The sequence below is a fragment of the Stenotrophomonas terrae genome, from assembly GCF_001431465.1.
GTDB lineage: Bacteria > Pseudomonadota > Gammaproteobacteria > Xanthomonadales > Xanthomonadaceae > Stenotrophomonas > Stenotrophomonas terrae.
This window is the reverse complement of record NZ_LDJJ01000022.1, coordinates 1-23898: the sequence shown is the minus strand read 5'-3', so window position 1 is coordinate 23898 and position 23898 is coordinate 1. Positions and strand designations below refer to the sequence as shown.

Genomic DNA, 23898 nt, shown 5'->3' with positions numbered 1-23898 from the left:
AAGGGGAGGGTTGGGAGGGGGGCTTTTGCTTTGGCTTTTGCTTGGTGGCCTACCCCATCCCCGCAACCAACGCTGGCATCACTTGAAGCTGTAGACCACGTTCATGGTGGTCAGGGTGTCGGTCTTGCGCTTGTCTTCGGCAACGTCGCTGTTGTGGCGGGCCTGCCAGCCGGCCTTCAGGGCGAAGTGCTTGTTCATGCTTACCGATACGCCGAAGTCATTCTGCGCGAAGGTGTTGTACGAGCCCGATTCCACCAGCAGCGAGTTGACCAGTTCGGTGTTCTCGGTGAGGGCGTACTTCAGGTCGAACAGGCCGCGGCCGATCAGGCCGGTGCGATCTTCGTCGGTGTCGGCATTGTGCGAGCGACGCACACCGGGGCCGATCTGCGTATCCAGGATCAGGCGTTCACCATCGATCAGCCGGGTACCGTAGCCCAGACCGAAGCTGGCCTGGCGGTCATAGGTGGCGAAATCGTCACTTTCGTAACGGACCGTGGCGGTGAGCTGGCGGTGCTCGCCCAGCTGCAAGGCGCTGCCGGCGCTGCCGGTGTAACGGTTGGCGGTGGTCTGGCGCTTGCGGGTAGTGCTGCCGTCGTCGGAGGTTTCGGTGTATTCGGCGCTGGAGCGCAGGCCGAACAGGTCCATGCTGTGGATCCAGTCGTCGTCGGTGTAGCGCAGCTTCAGACGGCCGTTGAAGCTTTCGGTGGTGCTGTTGCCGTGGGCCGAGGCAAAGCCCAGCTCACCGCCGCTGCCGCTCCAGGGGGAGGTCATGGCGGCAAGGTCGGAAGCGTCGTCGGCCCAGGCCAGCGGGGCGGCCAGCAGCAACGGCAGCAGGAGGGAAACACGCAGGGACATCAGGGGGATCTCCATGGGAGAGACGGGAATGATTGGCGATTGGATGATACCGGATGGTCCCTGACCATCAGGCTGATGGGGGCCGGGGCTTCATTCGCGGTTATGCGGGGCGCCGGCCTGCTCCATTACCGCCCGGAGTCGGACATAATCCGGGCATGGACCGCTATGAACGCATCAACGCGCTGCATCGTCTGCTCAAGTCCGCCCGCTATCCGGTAACGGTGATGCGGTTGCAGGAGGAGTTGAGCTGTTCCCGTGCCACGGTCTACCGCGACCTGGCCTTTCTGCGTGATGCGCTGATGGCGCCGGTGGAGGGCGATGGCGAGGCCGGGTTCCGCTACCAGAGCGGCGAAAGCGACCGTTTCGAGCTGCCGGGTTTATGGCTGAGCTCGGAGGAGCTGCACGCTTTGCTGGCATCGCAGCACCTGTTGTCGCGTACCGGCGGCGGGGTGCTCTCGTCGATGCTGGCGCCGTTGCAGCAGCGCATTGAGGGTTTGCTGGCGGCGCAGGCCGGTGCCTCGCATTGGCCGGTTGAGCGGGTGCGGGTGATTCCGCACCGTGGCCGCAAGCTGGACGAAGCCAGTTTCCGCACCGTGGCCTCGGGGGTGCTGGAGCGCAAGCAGCTGTCGTTCGAGTACCGCGCGCGCTCCACGGACGAGGCGACGCGGCGCACGGTATCACCACAGCGCATTACCCATTACCGCGACAACTGGTATCTGGACGCCTGGGATCACAACCGCGAGGCGGTGCGCAGTTTTGCGGTGGACCGTATTCATCAGGCGCGCCTGCTGGACCAGGCGGCGCGTGATGTTGCCGACAGCGAGCTGGATGAGCAGTTGGCGGCCAGCTACGGCATTTTCTCGGGCGCGCCCAAGGGCTGGGCAACCATTGTGTTCAGTGCCAAGGCGGCACGTTGGGTGGCCGATGAACATTGGCATTCCAAGCAGCAGGGGCGCTTCCTTGCCGATGGGCGCTATGAGTTGAAGGTTCCGTACAGCGTTTCGCGCGAGCTGTTGATGGACGTGCTGCATTACGGCTCGGATGCGGAGATCGTGGAGCCGCAGTCCTTGCGCGAGCAGGCCAAAGCGCTGTTGTCGTTGGCCTTGAGCAATTACGACTGAGCAAGCTTGGCTTGGCTTTTGCCGTGCTTTGCTCTTGTTCTTGCTTTGGCTCTGGCTTTGTTCGGCTTCAGCTCTAGCTTCAGCTCTAGCTTCAGCTCTAGCTCTAGCTCTAGCTCTGGCTTTAGCTTTGGATCTGTTCTGCTTTGGCCTTGGCCTTGGCCTTGGCTTTGCCCTGCTTTGCTCCGCTCATGCTCTGCTTTCCCCTCTCCCGTTTACGGGAGAGGGGTAGGGGTGAGGGCAGCTCCTGCTTGTTGCTGTTGCCCTTGCTGTTGTTTTGCAGAACAGCAGAGCAACAGCCAAAGCCAAAGCCAAAGCCAAAGCCAAAGCTTCCCCTCACCCCAACCCCTCTCCCGTAAACGGGAGAGGGGACAGCCAAAGCAAGAGCAAAGCCAAAGCAAAGCCAAAGCAACGGCAAAGCCAACGCCAACGCCAACGCCAACGCACAAAAGAAAACAGCCGCTTACGCGGCTGTTTTCTTTCAGATCAATCGACCATCAAATCAATCGACCATCAAACCCGGCCGAAGATCAGCGTCGCATTGGTGCCACCAAAGCCGAAGCTGTTCGACATCACCGTGTCCAGCTTCGCTTCCTGGGTCTTGCGCAGAATCGGGAAGCCTTCCACGCGCTCGTCCAGGGTTTCGATGTTGGCCGAGCCGGCCATGAAGCCATCCCGCATCATCAGCAGGCAGTAGATCGCCTCGTGCACGCTGGCGGCGCCCAAGGAGTGGCCCGACAGTGCCTTGGTCGAGGACAGCGGCGGCACGGCGTCGCCAAACACCTGGCGTACCGCACCCAGTTCGGTCACATCACCCAGCGGGGTCGAGGTGCCGTGGGTGTTCAGATAGTCGATCGGACGGTCCAGGCCTTCCATCGCCATCTTCATGCAGCGCACCGCGCCTTCGCCGGACGGGGCGACCATGTCGGCACCATCGGAGGTCACGCCATAGCCAACCAGCTCGGCATAGATGCGCGCGCCACGGGCCACGGCGTGGTCGTAGTCTTCCAGCACCAGCATGCCGGCGCCGCCGGCAATGACGAAGCCGTCGCGGTTGGCGTCATAGGGGCGCGAGGCGGTGGCCGGGGTTTCGTTGAAGCTGGTGGACAGTGCGCCCATCGCGTCGAACATCACGCTCATCGACCAGTGCAGGTCTTCACCGCCACCGGCAAACATCACGTCCTGTGCGCCATGGCGGATCAGGTCGGCGGCCGCGCCGATGCAATGCGCCGAGGTGGCGCAGGCGGCCGACAGCGAGTAGCTCAGGCCCTTGATGCTGAAAGCGGTAGCCAGGTTGGCCGACACGGTCGAGCACATCGTGCGCGGCACCATGTACGGGCCTACCTTGCGCACGCCACGGTTGCGCAGCAGATCGGCTGCTTCCACCTGCCATTCGCTGGAGCCGCCGCCGGAACCTGCGATCAGGCCACTGCGCACATTGCTGACCTGGCTCTCGTCCAGGCCGGCGTCGGCGATGGCGTCACGCATGGCGACGTAGCTGAAGGCGGCCGCATCGCTCATGAAGCGCTTGAGCTTGCGGTCCACCTGGGCGTCCAGGTCGATATCGACCTTGCCGCCCACCTGGCTGCGCAGGCCGGCTTCGGCGTGGTCGGGCAGGGCGACAATGCCGGGGCGGCTGTCACGCAGGGCGCTGGAGACGGTATCCAGATCGTTGCCAAGGCAGGACGTGATGCCCATGCCGGTAATGACGACACGACGCATCAGAAGCTCTCGGTTGAGGTGAACAGACCTACGCGCAGGTCCTTGGCGGAATAGATCTCGCGGCCGTCGACCAGCATGCGGGCGTCGGTCTGTGCCATCACCAGCTTGCGGTTGATCACGCGCGAGACATCGATTTCGTACTGCACCAGCTTGGCGCTGGGCAGCACCTGGCCGGTGAACTTGACCTCGCCACAGCCCAGCGCACGGCCGCGGCCTTCGGCGCCCAGCCAGGTCAGGTAGAAGCCGGTCAGCTGCCACATGGCATCCAGGCCCAGGCAGCCCGGCATCACCGGGTCACCGATGAAGTGGCAGCCGAAGAACCACAGGTCAGGACGGATATCCAGTTCGGCCCGGATCATGCCCTTGCCATGTGCGCCACCGTCCTCGCGGATTTCGGTGATGCGGTCGAACATCAGCATCGGGTCGTTGGGCAGGCGGCCTTTGTTGGGGCCGAAAAGTTCGCCACGCGCGCTGGCCAGCAGCTGGTCGCGCGAGAAAGCATGCAGACGGGTCATCCGGGGTAATCCAAAGCCTTTGCGAGCCGCCGAGCATGCTGCAGCATTGCCGTTCAATCAAATGTTTTAACTGGACGGTTGCGTATGTTAGCTGCAGATAAGCGCCGTTCGCGGGCTGTTACGGGAGGTATGAATAAGTACATTTGTGAGGACAAGTGTGCATTTAGCGACAACAGCTATCATGTTGACGACCTTTTCGGACTGTTGCCTTGAGCCCACAACGCAAGATCATCCATGTCGACATGGACGCCTTCTACGCGTCCGTGGAGCAGCGTGATGACCCGGATTTGCGCGGCCGGCCGGTGGTGGTGGCCTGGCGCGGGGCGCGTTCGGTGGTCTGCGCGGCCTCCTATGAGGCGCGCAAGTTCGGGATACGCTCGGCGATGCCGGCGCTGCGGGCCGAGCGGCTGTGCCCGGATGCGGTGTTCGTGCCGCCGGACTTTGCCCGCTACAAGGCGGTATCACGGCAGATCCGCGAGATCTTCCTGGGCCACACGCCGCTGGTGGAGCCGCTGTCGCTGGATGAGGCCTACCTGGATGTAAGTGACTCGCCCAGCTGTGGCGGGATCGCCACCGAGATCGCCCGCACCATCCGTGCGCAGATCCGCGAGGCCACCGGCCTGACCGCCTCGGCCGGCATCGCACCGAACAAGTTCCTGGCCAAGGTGGCCTCGGACTGGCGCAAGCCCGATGGCCAGTTCGTGGTGCCGCCGTCGCGGGTCGAGCAGTTCCTGACGCCGTTGCCGGTCAAGCGGGTGCCGGGCGTGGGCAAGGTGATGGAAGGCAAGCTGTCGGCCCTGGGCATCGTCACCGTGGGTGATCTGCGCGCGCTGCCGCTTGAGCAGTTGCAGGCCTTGTTCGGCAGTTTTGGCGGTGGCCTGTACCGGCGCGCACGCGGCATCGATGATCGCCCGGTGGAGCCGGACCAACCGGTGCAGTCGATTTCCTCGGAAGACACGTTTGCCGAAGATCTGCGCATGGGTGAGTTCGACGAGGCGATCACCCAATTGGCCGAACGCACCTGGCGTGCAACCGGCCGCACCGAGCGCATCGGCCATACCGTCGTGCTGAAGTTGAAGACCGCGCAGTTCCGTATTCTCACCCGTAGCTATACACCGGAGACACCGCCGAGCTCGGTAGAGGAGCTGCGTGATATCGCATTGGCGTTGTGCCAACGCGTGCAGTTGCCGGCCGATACGCGTTATCGGTTGGTGGGTGTGGGGCTGTCCGGCTTCCGTGATCGTGAAGACGTTGTTGTGCAGGGTGATCTGTTCCGCAACATAGCGTTGGATTGAGCACATTCTTTGCGCGGGCCTGCGCCGCTACAATTGATCACTCATTGTCTGGGAGTGTGGATGCGTGGCGATCAAAGCCCTGGTGTTTGATTTGGATGGCACGCTGGTAGACAGCGCGGGTGATATCGCCGAGGCAGTGAACCTCACATTGGAAGAGCTGGCATTGCCGCGTGTATCCGAGGCGACCGTGCGCAGCTGGATAGGCGAGGGCGTGCGCAAGCTGATGACCACCGCGTTGGCGCATGCCAACAGCGCATTGTTGCTGGATGCGGTGATGCCGGTTTTCATGCGCCATTACAGCGCCTGCCTGCTGCGCAGCCCGCGCTTGTATGACGGCGTTGGCGAAGCCCTGACTGCATTGCAGGCGCGCGGCCTGCCGATGGCCATCTGCACCAACAAGCCGGCGGCGCTGGTGTCACCGTTGTTGCAGCACCTGGGCATCGCCGGGTTCTTTGCCCACATCATCGGCGGCGATTCCCTGCCTCAGCGCAAGCCGGACGCCGAGCCGTTGTTGCATGTAGCCAAGCTGTTGCAGCAGCCGGTGGCGAACTGCCTGATGGTGGGGGATTCGGGTACCGATCTGGGCGCGGCCAACAACGCCCGCATGCCGATCGTGCTGGTGCGTTATGGCTACTCGCGCGATCTGGATCTGGACGCAGCCGATGCAGTGGCGGTCATCGACGATATGCGCGAGTTGTTGGCGATCGTGGGCTGAAATCCGGCTGCAGGCATGTTTGTCTGTTTGTGGGAACGGCGTCAGCCGCGAAGTTGGCAGCAATGAAATGGCTGGAAATCCCGCAATCTGATGATCCCTCTGCTTCGCGGTTCACACCGCTCCCACAAACACAAAGCACGACGTTGATCCGGCTTGTAGGAGCTGCGTCAGCCGCGAAGCTGGCAGCAATGAAGTGGCGGGAATCTTTGCAATCTGATGATCCCTCTGCTTCGCGGTTTACACCGCTCCCACAAACACAAAGCATGGTGTTGATCCCGCTTGTGGGAGCGGCATAAGCCGCGAAGCTGACATCAATGAAGTCGCAGGATTGTCCGCAATCGGGTAATCCATCAGCTTCGCGGCTTATGCCGCTCCTACAAAGCGGGGGCCACGGCCTCATTTCTGACAGTTATCAATAATCATTCTCATTTGGTGTAGAATGCGGCCATCCCGCAGCGTGCCTGGCGTTTGATTCCGGCAGCTGCATTCGATATCCGTCGTTCCTCAAGCTGTTCGCCAGGGGGGCGCATCCCCACTGTCGAGAGGCTTCCCCCATGTCCCGTCGTTCTTCGTCGCGGTTGTCCGCGCGTGCTCCTTTGTCCCGTCGTCCGCTGGCCGCTGCGCTTGCCCTGTCGGCATTGATTGCCGGGCCGGCAATGGCCGATGCCGCAGCCGATGCCACCGAGATCGACACCGTGCACGTCACCGCCGAGCAGATCGCCAAGCAGGCCTTGGGCAGCTCGGTGATCACCGCGGTGGATCTGGAACGCTTGCCGCCTGCCAATGACCTGTCTGAAGTGATCCGTCGCATGCCCGGCATCAACCTGACCGGCAACACCGCGTCGGGTTCCTACGGCAACTTCCGCCAGATCGACATCCGCGGCATGGGCCCGGAAAACACCTTGATCCTGATCGACGGCCGCCCGGTCAGCTCGCGTGACTCGGTGCGCATGGGCCGCAGCGGTGAACGCAACAGCCGTGGCGACAGCAACTGGGTGCCGGCCGAAGCGGTGGAGCGCATCGAGGTGCTGCGCGGCCCGGCAGCAGCGCGTTATGGCTCCGGTGCTTCCGGTGGCGTGGTCAACATCATCACCAAGAAGCCCACGGGGGATCTCACCGGCTCGTTGACCTTGTACGGCAGCCAGGCCGAACACAGCGAGGAAGGCGACAGCGAGCGCGTGGGCTTCCAGCTGTCTGGCCCGCTGAGCGATAAGTTCTCGTTCCGCCTGTTCGGCAACGTCAACAAGACTGAGCCGGATTCGCTGTATCTCAACAAGGATTTCGCTACCGGCGTAACCCCGCCGGCCGGCCGCGAAGGTGTGCGCAATCGTGATGTCAGCGGCCTGCTGCGCTATGACATCAACGACAAGCACGTACTGGAACTGGATGCCAGCGTCAGCCGCCAGGGCAATATCTATTCGGGCGAGCGCGGCGTCAGCGGTGACGGCTTCGAGCGTTTGAACGCGCTGTACGGCGCCGAGACCAACGTCATGCTGCGCCGCTCCTTCGGCTTGACCCATCGCGGCAGCTACGACTGGGGCAGCTCGCGCATCACCGCGGCTTACGACGACACCGACAATACCCGCCTCAACGAAGGCCTGGCCGGTGGCCCGGAAGGGTCGATCACTGAAGGTGCGAGCTTCTCCACCTCCGAGCTCACCTCCGCGCGGGTGGATGGCGAGATCAATGTGCCCTTGAACTGGGGTGGTATCGAGCAGGTCGCCACGCTGGGCTTCGAGTACCGCGACATGAAGCTGGATGACCCTTACTCGGTTACCCAGAGTTCCAGCAGCGGTGGCGGCATTCCCGGTTATGACGGCGCGCGCACCGGCAAGAGTGACCAGCAATTCGCGGCGGTGTTCGTCGAGGACAATCTTTACATCGGTGAACGTTGGACGCTGACGCCGGGCCTGCGCTTCGACCACCATTCGCAGTTCGGCAACAACCTGAGTCCCAGCCTCAACGTGCAGTTCAAGCTTGCCCAGGACTGGGCGATCAAGGGCGGCATCGCGCGTGCGTTCAAGGCGCCAAATCTCTATCAGGCCAACCCGGATTACCTCTACTACACGCGCGGCAATGGCTGCCCGGTGTTGAACCCGAACCTGGGCTCGGGCTGCTACGTGATGGGCAACGCGGACCTGGATCCGGAAACCAGCATCAACAAGGAAATCGGCATCGAGTGGGCGCCGGACAACGGCTGGCACGCTTCGGTCACCTATTTCCACAACGACTACAAGGACAAGATCGTCGCCGGCCAGGACCGCATTGGCATCACCAATGACACCAAGGGCCAGGTGTTCCAGTGGACCAACGCACCGGAAGCCATCATCCGCGGCGTCGAAGGCAACGTGAAGGTGCCGCTGATCGGCGGCGGTGATGTGCTGTCGTGGAATACCAATGTGACCTGGATGATCGAGAACGTCGACAAGACCACCGACCAGCCGCTGTCGATCATTCCCGAGTACACCGTCAATACCTTCCTGGATTGGCAGGTCAATGCGCAGTTGTCGTTCATGCTGACCGGCACCTTCTACGGCAAGCAGGAATCGGCCACGCAGTCCAGCACCACCGGTGCGCTGCTGCCGCGCGATACACGTGCGGCCTATGATCTGTGGAGCCTGGGCGGGCAGTACCGGATCACGCCCAAGGTGCGGGTGGGTGGCGGCATCAACAATCTGTTCGACAAGCGCCTGTTCCGCGAAGGCACCACCAGCACCAGCGCCACCGGTGCCGGCGCTGATACCTACAACGAACCCGGTCGCAGCTACTGGGTGAACCTGACCGTCGGGTTCTGATGCCTACCTTCAGGCTTGCAGCGGCGGCCGTCGTGTTGACGGTCGCCGCCATGGGGATGCCGTTGGCATCGGCGCAACCTGACCCGACCGCGCGGGTCGGCGTCACGGTGGCCGATGCCACGCTGCAGGGCTATCGCTTCGAGCAGCTGCGGATCAGTTCCGCCGATGGTCAGCGCCACTACCGTGTGCATCTGGCGCTGCCGCGCGCGGCAGCTCCTGCGGAGGGCTATCCGGTCGCCTATCTGCTTGATGGCAATGCGGCGCTGATGGAACTGGACGCGCCCTTGTTGCAGCAGCTGGCGGCGCAGCCGCGGCCAACGGTGCTGGCGCTGATTGCCCACGACAATGATCTGCGCATCGATGGTGCGGCGCGCAGCTTCGACTACACCCCGCGGCGAACGCCGGGTAAGGCCGAGGAGTTCGACGTAATGAACGTGCAGCGGCGCAGTGGCGGTGCCGACGCCTTCCTCGATCTGATCGAAAGCCGGATCAAGCCTGCCGTGGCCGCAAAGGCGAACCTCGACCCTGCGCGGCAGATGTTGTGGGGCCACTCCTATGGCGGGCTCTTTGTGTTGCACGCGTTGGCGCGGCGGCCCGCTGCGTTCAGTGACTATGTCGCAGTGGATCCTTCGCTGTGGTGGGCAGACGGTTTCATCGTCGATGAGCTCGAACATCACGCCGTTCCGTTGGCGGCGCCGGCCAAGCTGTTGCTGATCCAGGGCAGGCCTGCCGCTGGCAAGCCGGCGCAGCGCCGTACCGACCATGCGGCACGTGCTGCAGGCAACGCGCAGGCCGCTGTACGCCTGGATGCCGCATTGCGTGAGATGCAGGGGCTGGATGTTGAAAAGCAGGGTTTGCCGGGACTCAGTCACGGCCAGACCCTGGGGGCGGCAATCGCGCCGGCGCTGCTGTCGCTGTCGCGTTGAGTGCGGTGAAATACGCTGGCTGTTGATGGCGCTGGCTGCTGCATGCAGCCAGCGCGTCCCGGCTAGCGCGGCGTCTGCGCTTGTGGTTCGTGGAAGTGCGCCGCATGTACTTCACGGCGTCATACGACGCGCTGGGCCGTAGCTTCAATCTGGGTGCAGGCGTGACGCTGGAACGTGTATCAGCCTTTGCAAACGCACTTGGCCGACGGGATGACCGTCGGCCCAGTTCTTTTCAGCGTGGCGGAGGCGGCGTGGTGGACGCCGCCTTGCCGGCTCAGTTGGCCTTGCTGTTGTAACGCAGGGTCAGCTGGTACTCGCGGCCGGGCTGGTTGTACCAGGCAACGGTTTCGTAGTCGCGGTCGAACACGTTGGCGGCCTTGGCCTGCAGGCTCCAGGCATCGTTGATGGCGTATTCCACGCGCACGTCCATGGTGCCGTAGCCGGCCAGGCGAACGGTGTTGGCGGCGTTGTCGAAGCGGTGGCCGCTGCCAGCAGCGGTGACGCCAAGACGCAGCGGGCCGAAGCTCTTGTCCACGTCGATGCGGCCGCTGGTGCGTGCGCGGCGGGCCAGCAGGTTGTCGTAGCTGGCGGCACCGGAGGTGTGGTCGCGCGGGTCGGTGAAGCTGGCCTGGGCGTTGATGTCGAAACCGGCCAGCGAAACAAAGCCGGTCAGCTCGGCGCCACGGATGCGCGCTTCGGCGACGTTGACCAGGTCGAAGTTGCTGTCGTAGCCGATCAGCTGGTCAACGCGGGTTTCGTAGGCGTTGAAGGTCCAGTTCCAGTTGTCGGCGTACTGCGCGATACCCAGGTTCAGGCTCTTGGATTCTTCCGGCTTCAGGTTCGGGTTGCTGAAGCCCGGGTAGTACAGGTCGTTGAAGGTCGGCGCCTTGAAGCCGGTGCCGGCGCTGGCGGTCAGGCGCAGGCCATTGCCGAAGACAAAGCCATAACCCAGGCTGCCGGTGGTGTGGTTGCCGAACTGCTCGTTGTCGTCATTGCGCACGCTGGCCTGCAGCGTATGCGCGCCGAACTGGCCCTGGTACTCGGCAAACACGCCCAGGTTGTCGCGCTGGTCGATGTCGAAGGCGGTGGAGCTGGTGACCTTGTCGTTCTGCCAATCGGCGCCGGCGGTGATCTGCTGGCCTTCGGCAAAGATGAAGTCGCCCTGCACGCTGGCGGTGTCGCGACGGGTGTCGAAGGCGCTGGCAAAGCTGCGGGTGCCGACAGCCGCGTCGGCGAAGTAGTTGTCGGCTTCGTCGCGGTTGCGGCCCACCTGGGCAGTCAGGCGGAAGGCATCCGATGCGGTCCAGGCGAGCTTGGCACCGTAGACCTGCTGGCGGTTGTCGGCTTCGTTGCCGCCGAAGATGCTGCCATCGTATTCGTTGAAGCTGTCGGCATTGAGCACGTGGCCTTCCAGGCTCAGCGTATCGGTCAGCGCATAGCCGCCGCGCACGTTGATGGAGGTGTTGCGGTAGCCATCGCGGTCCGGCTCATCGGCGAAGCAACCTGCGCCCCAGCCAGCGGCGGTGCCGCGGCAGGCGTTGATGCCGTCGGTCTTCTGGTAGCCGCCCTGGGCCGAGATCCAGCCGCGCTCACCGCGGTTGCTGAAGCCAGCGCTGACCTGGCGCAGGTTGTTGCTGCCGGCGGTGATGGCCAGGTTCTGCTGCAGGCCCTGGCCAGCGGTGCGGGTGAAGATCTGGATCACGCCGCCAATGGCCTCGGAGCCGTACAGGCTCGAACGCGGGCCGCGCACGATTTCCACGCGCTCGATCTGGTCAACCGGCAGGTCCTGCAGTGCGGCCATGCCGCTGGTGGCCGAGGCCACGCGCACGCCGTCCACCAGCACCAGCACCTGGTTGGAGTTGCTGCCACGCAGGAACAGCGAGGTGATCTTGCCGGTACCGCCCTGGTTGGCGAAATCCAGGCCAGCGCGGCCGCGCAGCAGTTCCTGCAGCGAGTTGGCCTGGCTGTGGTCGATCTGGGCACGGTCGATGACCTGCACCGGCACCACGCTGTTCTCGATGGAGATCGGGGTGCGGGTGGCGGTGACGGTGACGTCGTCCAGCTCGGTCGGTGCGTTCTGCGCGGCGGCAACGCCCGGCAATGCCAGGGCAAGGGCGAGCGAAAGGGTGTGGTAAGACAGTTTCATGGAAGCTCCTGGGCCTGCACGCTCCCGCGCAGGCGTATGGGGAAGGCTGCCAGAGGAGGGAGAAGACGGAGGCGGCGCACACGGCGCTACAGCCGCCGCCATGCCCTCCGCATCGCAACCAGTCGGCTTTCGGGCCGGTCTCCGGACTCGCAGGCGAAGCAGCCTGGCTGCTTCCGTCCAGACGCCTTCCCGTGCCGTGCACAGTGGCGCCATGTCTGGACTTGTCCTGCTTACCGTTGCGGGGGCAGCGCCGGAATGGCGACATGCTGGAGACCCAGCAGTGCGCGGCACCGGCTTCCCGTTTCAACCGGCCAGCAATGCCGGACGGTCACCCGAAAGTGCGCGCATTCTATGCCATTGCCGCCAGCGCTGCCGGAATGGGGCGTTCATGCCGTTGTGGCATCAAGCCTCCATGAGCCAACGTAGCCCGGGTAAGCGCAGCGCACCCGGGAAGTGCAAGGTGCCGCAGCTTGCAGCAACGCTCGATGCCGATTTCCCCGGGTGCGCTCACGCTTACCCGGGCTACGTTCCATGCGTGCCTGTTGCCCCAACCGGCAACACCAATGGGCGGTAATGCATGGCGAATGGCTAGAATGCGGGCTGCAAACGCAGTATCGGAAGTGTCGTGACAGAAACATGGTACGGGCAGGCCTGCGGGCAGCCTTCGCAGGAATACCGGCAGCGCGCCCTGGTCCGCCAGCGCCAGCTGACCAAGCCGGAAGGCGCCTTGGGCCGTTTGGAGACATTGGCCGTTGAGTTGGCCGCGCTGCAAGGCGTGGATCAGCCGGTGGCGCAACGAGTGCCGGTGGTGGTGTTCGCCGGTGATCATGGCGTTACCGCGCAGGGCGTATCGGCGTATCCGGCGGAAGTGACGGTGCAGATGCTGCACAACTTTGCCGGCGGCGGCGCTGCCATCGCCGTGCTGGCGCGTGAGCTGGGCCTGCCATTGCACGTATGGGATGTGGGCAGCCGCGCCACCACGGCCATTGCCGGTGTGGTCAGTGCCAAGACGCGTCATGGCACGGATGATTTCAGTGCCGGCCCGGCGATGTCCGCGGCCGACCTGGACGCAGCATTCGACGCTGGCCGCCGCGCAGTGGAAACCGCCTGTGGCGACGGTGCCGATCTGCTGGTGTTCGGCGAGATGGGCATCGGCAATACCACCGCTGCCAGTGCCTTGGCCGCCGCCCTCGGGCCCTTGCCACTGGACGAACTGGTCGGCGCTGGTACCGGCCTGGATGCAGTGCGCATGGTGCAGAAGAAGAACCTGATCGCCCGCGCGCTGGGCTTGCATGGCGAGGCGATCACTGCCGCGCAATCGCCGGGCCTGGAGGCACTGCAGCGCGTCGGTGGTCTGGAAATTGCCGCGATCAGTGCGGCGATGATTGCCGCCGCGCAGCGCCGGATTCCGGTGCTGGTGGATGGCTTCATCGTCTCTGCCGCAGCATTGGCGGCGGTTCGCATCAACCCGGGCCTGCGGCCGTGGCTGCTGTTCTCGCATCAATCGGCCGAGCGCGGCCATATCCGCCTGCTTGAGGCGCTGCAGGCACAGCCGCTGCTGGCATTGGACCTGCGGCTGGGCGAAGGTTCCGGCGCGGCGCTGGCCTTGCCGCTGGTGCGCATGGCCTGCGCCCTGCACAACCGCATGGCGACGTTTGCCGAAGCGGCCGTGGCCGATCGCGGTGGCAGCGCATGATTCTTGATCTGCTGCGGCATGCGTCCACCGGGCGCGCCGGCCACCTGGACGGGCGTACCGATCCGCCCTTGGTCGACGGTGCGATGGATGCCTTGTACCGCTGCCATGCCGGTATCGGCTGGAGCCGGGTGATCAGCTCGCCGCGCCGGCGCGCGCTGGATACCGCGCATGCGCTGGTGGCCGGCGGCAATCAGTTCTGCGAGATCCATCCGGATTGGGCCGAGCTCGATTTCGGCGATTGGGACGGCCTGCATTTCGATGAGCTTCCCGCTGAGCAGTTGGCCGGTTTCTACAGCGAGCCACATGACGTGGTGCCGCCCAATGGCGAATCCTGGCAGCAGTTCCAGGCACGCGTGGAAGAACAACTGCACCGCCTGGTGGACGAAGATGACGGCGACGGCCAGCCGGTATTGGTGGTCAGCCACGCCGGCGTGCTGCGGCTGGTGGTGTCGCGCGTTTGTGGCATGGCGCTGTCGTCGTTATGGGCGATGCGCATTGATTACGGCACGCGCGTGCGGCTGCGCGTGGAGCGTGGCGAAGACGGCCTGCTTTGGGGCGAACTGCTGGAGTTGCGACAGCCATGAGCGTGCGCCGCCTGATCCTTGCCATCCAGTTCCTGACCCGGCTGCCTACGCCGCAGGTGCGCGACTTCCGTCAGCAGGATCTGAGCAGGTCGGCGGTGTACTACCCCTTGGTCGGCGCCATCATCGGCGTATTGCTGGCGCTGCCGCTGTATGGCTTGGCTGAGCGGCCATGGTTGGCCGGCGCCTTGACCCTGCTGATGTGGGTATGGGTGACCGGCGCCCTGCACCTGGATGGGCTGGGTGATGTGGCCGATGCCTTCGGTGCGGCGCATCGCAACCCGCAGCGCTTCCTGGAAGTGCTCAAGGACCCGCATATGGGCGTGTTCGGCGTGGTCACGCTGATCATGCAGCTGCTGCTCAAGTTCGTGCTGCTGACCGAGCTGGCGGTAAGCCCATTGTGGTTCGGCATCGTGCTGGTGCCGGCCTGGGCGCGCTGGGGCACCTTGTGGTGGAGCCAGCGGATACCGTCGCTGCATGGCGATGGCCTGGGCGAGCGCTTTTCCTGGCAGTTGCGGCCCGCGGTGATGTGGCTGTGGGCGCTGCTGCTGGCGGCGATCAGCGTGTTTGTCGCCTGGCCGTTGCTGCTGGCGCTGTTGCTTGTGCCATTGGTGGCGCTGTGGTGGAAGCGCAAGCTCGGCGGCATCTCCGGCGACGGCCTGGGCGCCAGCGTCGAGGTCACTGAAACATTGTTGCTGCTGGCCCTGGTGATAGCAGCGGATGTTGTGGGAGCGGCGTAAGCCGCGAAGCCACAGTTGCCGCCGGCGCCGCGTAAGGTGAACCACCAGTGGTAGTTACTGTGCGATCTGATAGATAGCCAGTTTCGCGGCTGACGCCGCTCCTACAAAAGAACGCCCGGTAGTTGTGGGAGCGGCGTCAGCCGCGAAGCCACAGTTGCTACCGGCGCCACGCATGGTGAACCACCAGCGACAACTACTGTGCGATCTGATGGATGGCCAGCTTCGCGGCTTACGCCGCTCCCACAACAGCCTGTGGGGCCTCACTCCTCGAAGCGAATCTCGCTGGTCTCTTCTTCGTCGGCATCAGGCTGCATATGCGTTTCGTGCACCGGGCCGGCCAGTTGTCCGGCGCGTGCGGTTGGCAATCCGGCAACGGCGATTTCGTACTCGGCGACCAGTTGCTGGCGGCGGGCTTCAGGTATTTCCTGCCAGTGGCAGCCGAGCAGTGCACCTTCCAGCGAATACAGCAGGTTGAGGCTGGGCTTGAAGCCGGCGCGGCGAACCTTCATGAATGCCGCGACCGGGCCGATCGCGCTCAAATCCTGCTCGCTGCGCAGACCGACCTGACGCAGCCAGGCTGCACTCTTGGGGCCGATATTGCGCAGCTTGGGTGCGCTCATTGCAGCGCCTCGACAAATACCTGGGCGATGGCTTCCAGGCCCAGCTGATCATCGGCGTCGAAGCGTGCGATCACCGGGCTGTCGATATCCAGCACGCCGATCAGTTCGCCGTTGTGCACCAGCGGCACCACCAGTTCAGAACGCGAGGCCGAGTCGCAGGCGATATGCCCAGGGAAGGCATCCACATCCTCGATGCGCTGGGTCTGGCGGCTGCTGGCGGCAGCGCCGCACACGCCCTTGGACAGCGGGATGCGCACGCAGGCAGGCAGGCCCTGGAATGGGCCGACCACCAGTTCCTTGCCGTCGTAGAAGTAGAACCCAGCCCAGTTGAGCTGCGGCAGTGCGTGGTAGATCAATGCCGACAGGTTGGCGGCATTGGCGATGCGGTCGGTCTCGCCGTAAACCAGTGCGCGGGCCTGGGCCAGCAGCTGGGCGTACTGTTCCGGCTTGCTGCCGGTAAGCGTGTCGGTACTGAACATCGTGGGAGTCTAGCCGCTGCGTGACCCGCGATTCTGCCAGCCACTGCCGGCAAACGCAGCCATCGCCGATGGAATGCTGGATCGCAGGCAAAAAAAGACCCGGCAGCGGGAGGGAGCTACCGGGTCCGGGATTGCGCGGGGGAGGGACCGCGCAAATGCTGTTGTAGGGGTATCAGCGGGTCTTGCGTTCGGCCTTGGCGGGCTTGGCGGCAAAGGGCTGGCGCACCAGTGCGCCCAATGCCTCGCTGGTTTTCAGGCTGAGCCCGAACACTTCCTGGTTGGCGCTGGCCAGCCGTTCAATGCTGTCGCGCGCCAGCTGCATGCCCTTGGGCAGCAGCGCCTGCAGATCGGCCTGCGCACCGGCCTGGGACAGCTCGCCGAAGAAGCCGGCTGCCGCGCTGCTGTTGCGCTCGAACGCACGCAGCTGCACCCCAAACACGCTTTCAGCGTTTTCCAGCGCGAGCCGGTTGGCGCGGTTGGCGGCAGCGGCGAACTGCTGGGTATAGCTGCTGAAGTCGTTGAACTGAGCGGACATCGGTGCAATCCAGCTGGACGTGTTGCGATGCAGCATAGCGTGGATTTTGCGCAGTGCAACATTCAATAGTGAATGGTTCAGTATCCCGCTTCTCTGTAGAGCCGAGCCATGCTCGGCTGGGGCGTTACCGGTAAAGCCAATCCTGTAGAGCCGAGCCATGCTCGGCTGGAGCCTTACCGATAAAGCCGATCCTGTAGAGCCGAGCCATGCTCGGCTGGAGCCTTACCGATAAAGCCGATCCTGTAGTGCCGAGCCATGCTCGGCTGGAGCCTTACCGATAAAGCCGATCCTGTAGTGCCGAGCCATGCTCGGCTGGAGCCTTACCGGTAAAGCCTCTGCCGAGCATGGCTCGGCACTACCGCTCCCTCCCTTTGCCGCAGGCAAGGGGAGGGCTGGGGAGGGGTTGGCTTTGTGGCCTTTCAAGTATTGCCAGCTTCGCGGCTTACGCCGCTCCTACAGACCCGCAATGCTTCGGTAAGGCTCTTGCCGAGCATGGCTCTGCACTACCGCTCCCATCAGGCGGCTTTGTCGCCCTTGTAGCTGCAGCCGGAAGTGCAGGTCTCGTGCACCACTACTTCGCTGAGCAGCGGCAGCGCCGGCTTCAGTTTTTCCCAGATCCACATCGCCAGGCGTTCGCTGGTGGGGTTTTCCAGGCCGGGGATGTCGTTGAGGTAGTTGTGGTCGAGCTGGTCGTACAGGGGTTGGAAGGCCGCCTTGAGCTCGCTGAAATCCATGATCCAGCCAGTCTCCGGGCCGGGCTCGCCGCTGACCCGCAGCTCGACGCGGAACGAGTGGCCGTGCAGGCGCGAGCATTTGTGGCCGACCGGGACGTTGGGCAGCCGGTGCGCGGCCTCCAGGGTGAAAACCTTGAAAATATCCATGGGCGCAATTGTAGAGCGGCGCCGACGCTGCGCGTATCCACCCGTGATGCCAGTCAGATTTTCATATCCATCAAGATAGAGCGATGTAACAGTTGGTTATGTGCGAATGCAACAAAGTGATTGGCCGGACATTTGCATGTCATGAGGTACTGAGCGGGTTGTCATTCACCTCCTCCGGATTCCATGCCTACACGTTCCCTGCTCGCCTTCGCGGTGGCCGCCGCTGTCGCTGCTCCCTCCCTCGCCCTGGCTGAAACGGCTGCCGATGGCAGCAAGACCCTCGATGCGGTGCGTGTCACCGGTTCCAACATCAAGCGCACCGATACCGAAACCGCCAACCCGGTGCAGGTGATTGAGCGCCAGCAGCTGGAGCAGACCGGCAAGGCCAGTGTGGCTGACCTGCTGCGTTCGATCTCCGCCAATACCGGCAATGCCAGCAACGAAACCAGCAACAGCGGCTGGGCTTCCGGTTCGGCCGGCATCGGCCTGCGCGGCTTGTCGCAGAAGAACACCTTGGTGCTGCTCAACGGCCGTCGCCTGGCCAACTACGGTTTCCCGGCTGGCGGCCTGTCCGATACGTTCGTTGATCTCAACGCGCTGCCGCTGGTCGCCGTTGAACGCATTGAAGTGCTCAAGGATGGTGCCTCGGCCGTGTATGGCTCGGACGCGGTTGCCGGCGTGGTCAACATCATCACCCGGCAGAATTTCGAAGGCGCCGAAGTCGGTGTCAGCGGCGGTACCTCCGATGCCGGCGGCCTGGACCAGCAGAACCTCAAGTTCGTTGGTGGCATCGGTGATCTGCAGAACGATGGCTACAACATCCTGGTGTCGCTGGAAGGTTATAACCGCGACCGATTGGATCAGGATCAGCGCGAGCTGACCCGTTCGGGCATCTACACCGACAAGGCGGGCGGCCGCTGGAACGGTTGGTCGGCCAAGGGCGCGCGCTACCTGATCAGCGGCAAGTCGGTACCGATGCTCGATGCCGCCGGCAACTGCCCGGAAGGCACGGTGCTCACCGCCAGTGCGCCGATCGATGGCCTGGCCGGCGACACCTGCGCTTTCAACCAGGCGCCGTACACCACGCTGATGCCTTCGACCAAGCGCTGGCAGGCCTACGTCAATGGCACGCTGCGCATCAACGACTCGGTGGAAGCGTTCGCCGATGTGATCTACAGCGACATCAAGGGCGTGTCCTGGTTCGGTTCCAGTCCGTTCTTCACCCTGGAAAGCGGCCGCTTCGCGCTCAACGCCGATACCGGCCTGGCCGAGCCGGTGCGTTCGACCCTGCCGGCCTCCAATCCGTACAACCCGTATGGGGTGGATGTACCGATCGAGTACACCTTCTTCAACCTGGGCGGCACCATCAAGACCAACCGTTCGCGCTCCTATCGCGGCGTGCTTGGCCTGCGCGGTCAGAGCGAGAAGTGGGATTGGGAACTGGGTGCGTTCCAGGCCGCCAGCAAGCAGCGCGAAACCGTCTCCGGTGGCTTTGCCAACCGCTGGTCGCTGTATGACGCCTTGGCCATGGGCAGCTACAACCTGCTCAACCCGTCGGCCACCGATCCTGCGGTGCTGGCAGCCATCGGCCTGAGCACGTTGCGTCCAGCTGATTCGGTGCTCAAGGGCGTAGACGCCAAGGTGTCCGGCAGCCTGGGCGAAACCTGGGCAGGCACCATTGGCTTTGCCGCCGGTGCCGAATGGCGGCAGGAAAAGCTCGACTCCGACAATCCCTGGCAGATCGATGCCGGCCTGCAGGTGCGCCCGGCCATTGCCGAAGTGCACGGCCAGCGCCAGGTCAGTGCTGCCTACGCGGAAGTAAGCGTACCGCTGCACAGCACGCTGGAGTTGCAGGTGGCTGCGCGCGCTGATCATTACAGTGATTTCGGCAATGCCTTCTCGCCCAAGCTCGGCCTGCGTTGGCAGCCGCTGGATTGGTTGCTGGTGCGCGCTGCGGCGTCGCGGGGTTTCCGTGCACCGTCGCTGTCGGAGAACTCGGCATCGACCAGCATCGCCTACGGCTCGGTGGTGGATCCGCACGATCCGGACGTGGCTGGTTCGCGCCAGAACCCGACCTTCTTCACCGTAGGCAACACCGCCCTCGACCCGGAGCGCACCCGAAGCTACAACGCCGGCTTCGTGCTGTCGCCGTGGCAGAACACCAACCTCAGCGTGGACTACTACCGCATCAAGCTGGACAACCTGATCGGCAGCGGCAATACCACCACGCTGGTGGAGGAGAACAACCCAGCCAATGTGCTGCGGGATTCGCGCGGCAAGCTGTTGGCGGTCTACAACCGTTACCAGAACCTGAGCGAGCTGGAGACGTCGGGTATCGATGTGGAGCTGCGCCAGCGCTGGCAGACGGCGGCAGCCGGTGATTTCGGTCTGTCCTCGGCGTTGACCTACGTGATCGACTACAAGCGCCCGCAGGTGATCGGTGGCCCGCTGGTGGATTACGCCGGCTCCAACCTCGGTCCCTCGCTGCCCGATACCAAGGCGACCACCACGCTGGATTGGGCGCTGGGTGATTGGCGCACCGCACTGACCTGGTATTACACCAGCAGCTATGACCAGCAAGGCAGTGCTGCTGCCAAGGCGGTGCAGAAGCAGGTGGCTAGCTACAGCCAGTTCGATCTCTACCTGGGCTACACCGGCATCGACAAGCTGACCGTGTACGCCAAGGTGCAGAACATTGGAGACCGGCAGCCGCCGTACGACGCCACCTTCCCGGGCGTGCGCGCGCCTTACGACTTCAGCCAATACGACCTGCGTGGCCGCTATTACACGCTGGGCTTTGATTACCGCTTCTGATTTGAAGCCCCTCTCCCTTCGGGAGGATGGGGCAGCTCTGTAGAGCCGAGCCATGCTCGGCTGAGGCTTTACCGGTAAGGCGCTTGCCGAGCATGGCTCGGCACTACGTCGGGAAGGCCTTTGCCGAGCATGGCTCGGCACTACAGGTGCAGCAGTCCAGGTTGATCTAGCCCCTCTCCCGCTCGCGGGAGAGGGGTTGGGGTGAGGGCCGCATTGTAGAGCCGAGCCATGCTCGGCTGGGGCTCTACCGGTAAGGCTTCTGCCGAGCATGGCTCGGCACTACAGGTTTCGCTTTATTTTCGAAATTTCGCTACAACGTTCATGCAATAGGGGAGTGCAACACCCATGTCGTTCCGCCTTTCACGCCTGCTGCCAGTGCTGTTGCTGGCAACACTCATCAGCCTGTCACCGGCCTACGCCCAGAACAGCTACTACTTCCCCGTCGCGCAGCAGTTCGACGCGAAGGTGCCATCGCCGCAGCAATTCCTTGGCTACGAGATCGGCAGCCACTACACGCGTCACGACCAACTGGTTGCGTATTTCAATGAACTGGCGCGGGTTTCGGACAAGGTCAAGGTCGAGGTGATCGGCCAGAGTTATGAGCAGCGGCCGCTGCTGTTGGTGACAATCACCTCGCCGCGCAACCACGCGCGCAGCGCCGAGATCGCCGCGCAGCGGCAGGCATTGATCGATCCTGCGCAGCCGCTGCCGGGTGCCGACGCACCGGCAGTGGCCTGGCTGGGTTACAGCGTGCACGGCAACGAAACCTCCAGCGGTGAGGCGGCAATGCTTACCGCCTACTATCTGGCCGCCAACCAGGATGCGGAAACCGCGCGCTGGCTGGATCATGCCGTGGTGGTGATTGATCCGGCGCAGAACCCGGATGGCCGCGACCGCGCAGCAAACTGGCACAACGCCTGGGGCTCGCAACCGCCGTCGGCTGACCCGGCAGACAAGGAGCACGTGGAGCCTTTCCCCAGCGGCCGCGTCAACCATTACTTCACCGATCTCAACCGCGATTGGCTGGCCTTGTCGCAGACCGACAGCTGGCCCAAGGTTGCCGCTTTCCATCGCTGGTATCCGAACATCCAGATCGATTTCCACGAGATGGGCAAGGACAGCACGTATTACTTCGAGCCCTCGCCGAAGAGCATGGAAAGCCCCTTGCTGCCCAAGTCCTCCTATGAGGCCAACAAGTGGCTGGCGCACTTCCACGCGCAGGCGCTGGATGCGCTGGGTTCGTTGTATTACACCGGCGAGAACTTCGACAATTTCTCGCCGATCTACGGCTCGACCTACCCGGATTTCCATGGCGCGGTGGGGGTGACCGTTGAGCAGGCCAGTTCGCGCGGCCTGGTGCAGGAGTCGGTCAATGGCCCGCTGCATTTCAACTTCACCATCCGCAACCAGGTGGCTACCGGCCTTGCCAGCGTTCGTGGTGTGGTGGAGGACAGGGATCGTCTGTTTGCCCTGCAGAAAGAGTTCTTCCGCAGCGCGTTGAAACAGGCGGCAGCCTATCCGGTGCACGACTGGGTGTTCGGCGATGCGGCAGATGCCACGCTGACCAACAAGCTATTGGCGGTGCTGTTGCAGCATCGTATCGAGGTGCATGCACTGGCCCGGGATGTCGAGGTCGATGGCAAGCGCTTCGTGGCCGGCTCCGCCTATGTAGTGCCGGCGCGGCAGCCGCAGTTTCGCCTGGCCCATGCCATCTTCGAGTTCACCCCGGCGGTGAAGGGTGATGTGTTCTACAGCGGCACTTCATATGCGGTGGCGCCGGCGTATGGCCTGCGTTACGCGGGAAGCCGCGGCGCATTGCCGGGTGGTGCGCAGGTGAGTACGGTGCCCGCGGTGCAGGGCGGCATCAGTGGCGGCCGGGCGGGTTTTGCCTATGTCGCCGATGCACGTGATTTTGGCAGCTACCGTTTGTTGGGGGCATTGCTGGGTGACGAGGTACGCGTACGCACTGCACACCAGCCGTTCACCGCTGCTACCGCCACCGGCGATGTTGCGTTCGGGCAAGGTGCGGTGGTGATTCCGGTGGCGGGACAGCGCCTGGATGGCGAGGCGCTGCAGGCCAAGGTGTTGGCCGCTGCGCAGGTGGCGGGTATCACAGTGCATGCGCTGACCAGCGGCCGCGCTGCCAGCGGCATCGATCTGGGTAGCGACAGTGTGCGTGTATTGCGCAAGCCGAGCGTCGCGCTGGTGATGGGCGAGGGCGTATCCGCCACCGAGATCGGTTCAACCTGGTTTGCGCTGGATACCGCGCTCGGCCTGCCGTCGAGCAAGATCGATCCGGCGCAGCTGGGCAGTGTCGATCTGTCGAGTTACACCTCGATCGTGCTGTCCGGTGGCACCTACACTACGGTCAGCGATGCCGGGGTGGCGGCGCTCAAGCGCTGGATTGGCGCTGGCGGTTCCCTGGTGGTCTATGGCAGTGGCGCGCGCTGGGCCATCGACAAGGGACTGGCCGAGGCCAAGCTGCGTGAGGGTGACAAGAAGGACGATGCTGAGCGTTTGGATTTCGGTACGGTGCGTGACGTGTTTGCACTGGGCCGTGTCAGCGGCAACATCCTCAGCGCTGATATTGATCCGACCCATCCGCTGGGCTTTGGTGTGCAGCAGCGCCGCATCTGGGTCAACAAGGAAGGCGGGCAGGTGTTGGAACCAGCGAAGAATGCCTTCCTCAACGTGGTGAACATTGATCGCGAGCCGGTGGTGAATGGCTATCTGTCCGATGCCAACCGTGCGCGTGTTGCAGGGTCGAGCTATCTGCAGGTGGTGCCGACCGGTAGCGGCAACGTGGTGTTGTTTGCCGATGACCCGGCGCACCGCAAATATTGGTATGGCACGGAGCGTTTGCTGCTCAACGCCTTGTTGCAGGCGAACCATCTGAGCACGCCCAAGCAGCGCGGGGAATAGGCTTTAGCCCCTCTCCTGTTTACGGGAGAGGGAACCGAGGCAGGGCCAAGCATCATCTGTAGTGCCGAGCGCTGCTCGGCAGGGGCTTTACCGCAAAGCCAAAGCTCCCCCTCATCCGCCCCTGCGGGGCACCTTCTCCCGCAAGCGGGAGAAGGAATCAAGCCAAAGCCAAGCACTACCTGTAGTGCCGAGCCATGCTCGGCAGGAGCTTTACCGCAAAATCCAAAGCTCCCCCTCATCCGCCCCTGCGGGGCACCTTCTCCCGCAAGCGGGAGAAGGGAAAAAAGCCAAAGCCAAAGCCAAAGCCAAAGCCAAAGCCAAAGCCAAAGCCAAAGCCAAAGCCAAAGCCAAAGCCAAAGCCAAAGCCAAAGGCAAAGGCAAAGGCAAAGGCAAAGGCAAAGGCAAAGGCAGAGGCAAAGGCAGAGGCAAAGGCAAAGGCAAAGGCAGAGGCAAAGGCAAAGGCAAAGGCAGAGGCAAAGGCAAAGGCAAGGGCAAAGGCAAGGGCAGAGGCAAGGGCAAAGGCAAAGGCAAAGGCAAAGGAAA

The 23898-nt window shown here is 63.7% G+C and carries 20 protein-coding genes and 1 riboswitch; of the genes, 10 read left to right on the top strand and 10 right to left on the bottom strand.

Annotated elements, in window-relative coordinates; genetic code table 11:
• Positions 1 to 78: 78 nt before the first annotated feature.
• Complete coding sequence (locus tag ABB27_RS07625; RefSeq protein WP_057627990.1) at positions 79 to 855, bottom strand: DUF481 domain-containing protein; 777 nt, start codon at positions 853 to 855, stop codon at positions 79 to 81.
• A gap of 155 nt (positions 856 to 1010) precedes the next feature.
• Here ABB27_RS07625 and ABB27_RS07620 point away from each other — a divergent pair, with 155 nt between their 5' ends.
• Entirely contained in the window at positions 1011 to 1976 is a 966-nt protein-coding gene (locus ABB27_RS07620) for a helix-turn-helix transcriptional regulator (protein WP_057627983.1), read from the top strand.
• Between the two features lie 121 nt (positions 1977 to 2097).
• Here the strand turns inward: ABB27_RS07620 and ABB27_RS19680 are convergent, their stop codons facing one another.
• From ABB27_RS19680 to fabA, 3 genes are all read right to left on the bottom strand, one after another.
• The gene (locus ABB27_RS19680) at positions 2098 to 2415 is read right to left on the bottom strand and encodes a hypothetical protein (protein ID WP_152984491.1); all 318 of its coding nucleotides are present in this window, start codon (positions 2413 to 2415) and stop codon (positions 2098 to 2100) included.
• 71 nt (positions 2416 to 2486) lie between these two features.
• Entirely contained in the window at positions 2487 to 3695 is a 1209-nt protein-coding gene (fabB, locus tag ABB27_RS07615) for a beta-ketoacyl-ACP synthase I (protein WP_057627979.1), read from the bottom strand.
• Positions 3695 to 4210: a 3-hydroxyacyl-[acyl-carrier-protein] dehydratase FabA gene (gene fabA / locus ABB27_RS07610; RefSeq protein ID WP_057627977.1), complete on the bottom strand. Its 516-nt coding sequence runs from the start codon at positions 4208 to 4210 to the stop codon at positions 3695 to 3697. The genes fabB and fabA overlap by 1 nt, the downstream gene beginning before the upstream one ends.
• A 209-nt stretch (positions 4211 to 4419) precedes the next feature.
• Between fabA and dinB the strand changes: the two genes are divergently transcribed.
• From dinB to ABB27_RS07590, 4 genes are all read left to right on the top strand, one after another.
• Positions 4420 to 5505 (top strand): DNA polymerase IV, encoded by a 1086-nt coding sequence (dinB, locus tag ABB27_RS07605; RefSeq protein WP_057627974.1) that lies wholly within the window; start codon positions 4420 to 4422, stop codon positions 5503 to 5505.
• Between the two features lie 64 nt (positions 5506 to 5569).
• Complete coding sequence (gene gph, locus ABB27_RS07600) at positions 5570 to 6220, top strand: phosphoglycolate phosphatase (RefSeq protein ID WP_057627972.1); 651 nt, start codon at positions 5570 to 5572, stop codon at positions 6218 to 6220.
• 554 nt (positions 6221 to 6774) lie between these two features.
• Complete coding sequence (locus ABB27_RS07595; protein WP_057627970.1) at positions 6775 to 9015, top strand: TonB-dependent siderophore receptor; 2241 nt, start codon at positions 6775 to 6777, stop codon at positions 9013 to 9015.
• Positions 9015 to 9941: an alpha/beta hydrolase gene (locus tag ABB27_RS07590; RefSeq protein ID WP_083491199.1), complete on the top strand. Its 927-nt coding sequence runs from the start codon at positions 9015 to 9017 to the stop codon at positions 9939 to 9941. The genes ABB27_RS07595 and ABB27_RS07590 overlap by 1 nt, the downstream gene beginning before the upstream one ends.
• 274 nt (positions 9942 to 10215) lie before the next feature.
• Here ABB27_RS07590 and btuB read toward each other — a convergent pair whose 3' ends face one another.
• Positions 10216 to 12087 (bottom strand): TonB-dependent vitamin B12 receptor, encoded by a 1872-nt coding sequence (gene btuB, locus ABB27_RS07580; protein ID WP_211263687.1) that lies wholly within the window; start codon positions 12085 to 12087, stop codon positions 10216 to 10218.
• A 115-nt stretch (positions 12088 to 12202) separates the two neighbouring features.
• Positions 12203 to 12438, bottom strand: a riboswitch (cobalamin riboswitch).
• A 274-nt stretch (positions 12439 to 12712) separates the two neighbouring features.
• On the opposite strand from btuB, the gene cobT reads away from it, so the two are divergent.
• The 3 genes from cobT to cobS are packed head-to-tail and all read left to right on the top strand — an operon-like array spanning position 12713 to position 15104.
• Positions 12713 to 13783, top strand: coding sequence for a nicotinate-nucleotide--dimethylbenzimidazole phosphoribosyltransferase (gene cobT / locus ABB27_RS07575; protein ID WP_057627963.1), 1071 nt, complete (start codon positions 12713 to 12715; stop codon positions 13781 to 13783).
• On the top strand, positions 13780 to 14367 hold the full coding sequence (locus tag ABB27_RS07570) for a histidine phosphatase family protein (RefSeq protein WP_057627961.1): 588 nt from the start codon (positions 13780 to 13782) through the stop codon (positions 14365 to 14367). The genes cobT and ABB27_RS07570 overlap by 4 nt, the downstream gene beginning before the upstream one ends.
• The gene (gene cobS / locus ABB27_RS07565; RefSeq protein WP_083491198.1) at positions 14364 to 15104 is read left to right on the top strand and encodes an adenosylcobinamide-GDP ribazoletransferase; all 741 of its coding nucleotides are present in this window, start codon (positions 14364 to 14366) and stop codon (positions 15102 to 15104) included. The genes ABB27_RS07570 and cobS overlap by 4 nt, the downstream gene beginning before the upstream one ends.
• Before the next feature lie 260 nt (positions 15105 to 15364).
• Here cobS and ABB27_RS07560 read toward each other — a convergent pair whose 3' ends face one another.
• The 4 genes from ABB27_RS07560 to queD all read right to left on the bottom strand — a co-directional run bounded on the left by ABB27_RS07560 (position 15365) and on the right by queD (position 17619).
• The gene (locus ABB27_RS07560; RefSeq protein ID WP_057627958.1) at positions 15365 to 15724 is read right to left on the bottom strand and encodes a TfoX/Sxy family protein; all 360 of its coding nucleotides are present in this window, start codon (positions 15722 to 15724) and stop codon (positions 15365 to 15367) included.
• Entirely contained in the window at positions 15721 to 16203 is a 483-nt protein-coding gene (locus tag ABB27_RS07555) for a GAF domain-containing protein (RefSeq protein ID WP_057627956.1), read from the bottom strand. Before ABB27_RS07555 ends, ABB27_RS07560 begins: the two co-directional genes overlap by 4 nt.
• Positions 16204 to 16375: 172 nt before the next feature.
• A complete protein-coding gene (locus ABB27_RS07550) occupies positions 16376 to 16738 on the bottom strand; it encodes a phasin family protein (RefSeq protein WP_057627985.1) in 363 nt (120 codons plus the stop codon).
• A 515-nt stretch (positions 16739 to 17253) separates the two neighbouring features.
• Positions 17254 to 17619, bottom strand: a complete 366-nt coding sequence (queD, locus tag ABB27_RS07545) for a 6-carboxytetrahydropterin synthase QueD (protein ID WP_057627955.1) — start codon at positions 17617 to 17619, stop codon at positions 17254 to 17256.
• Between the two features lie 183 nt (positions 17620 to 17802).
• Between queD and ABB27_RS07540 the strand changes: the two genes are divergently transcribed.
• Together ABB27_RS07540 and ABB27_RS07535 are read left to right on the top strand one after the other, a co-directional pair.
• Complete coding sequence (locus ABB27_RS07540) at positions 17803 to 20433, top strand: TonB-dependent receptor (RefSeq protein ID WP_057627953.1); 2631 nt, start codon at positions 17803 to 17805, stop codon at positions 20431 to 20433.
• Positions 20434 to 20778: 345 nt separating this feature from the next.
• A complete protein-coding gene (locus ABB27_RS07535; protein WP_057627951.1) occupies positions 20779 to 23355 on the top strand; it encodes a M14 family zinc carboxypeptidase in 2577 nt (858 codons plus the stop codon).
• Between the two features lie 235 nt (positions 23356 to 23590).
• On the opposite strand, the gene ABB27_RS20040 is transcribed toward ABB27_RS07535, so the two are convergent.
• A partial coding sequence (locus ABB27_RS20040; RefSeq protein WP_057627949.1) for a hypothetical protein occupies positions 23591 to 23898 on the bottom strand: 308 nt, incomplete at its 5' end.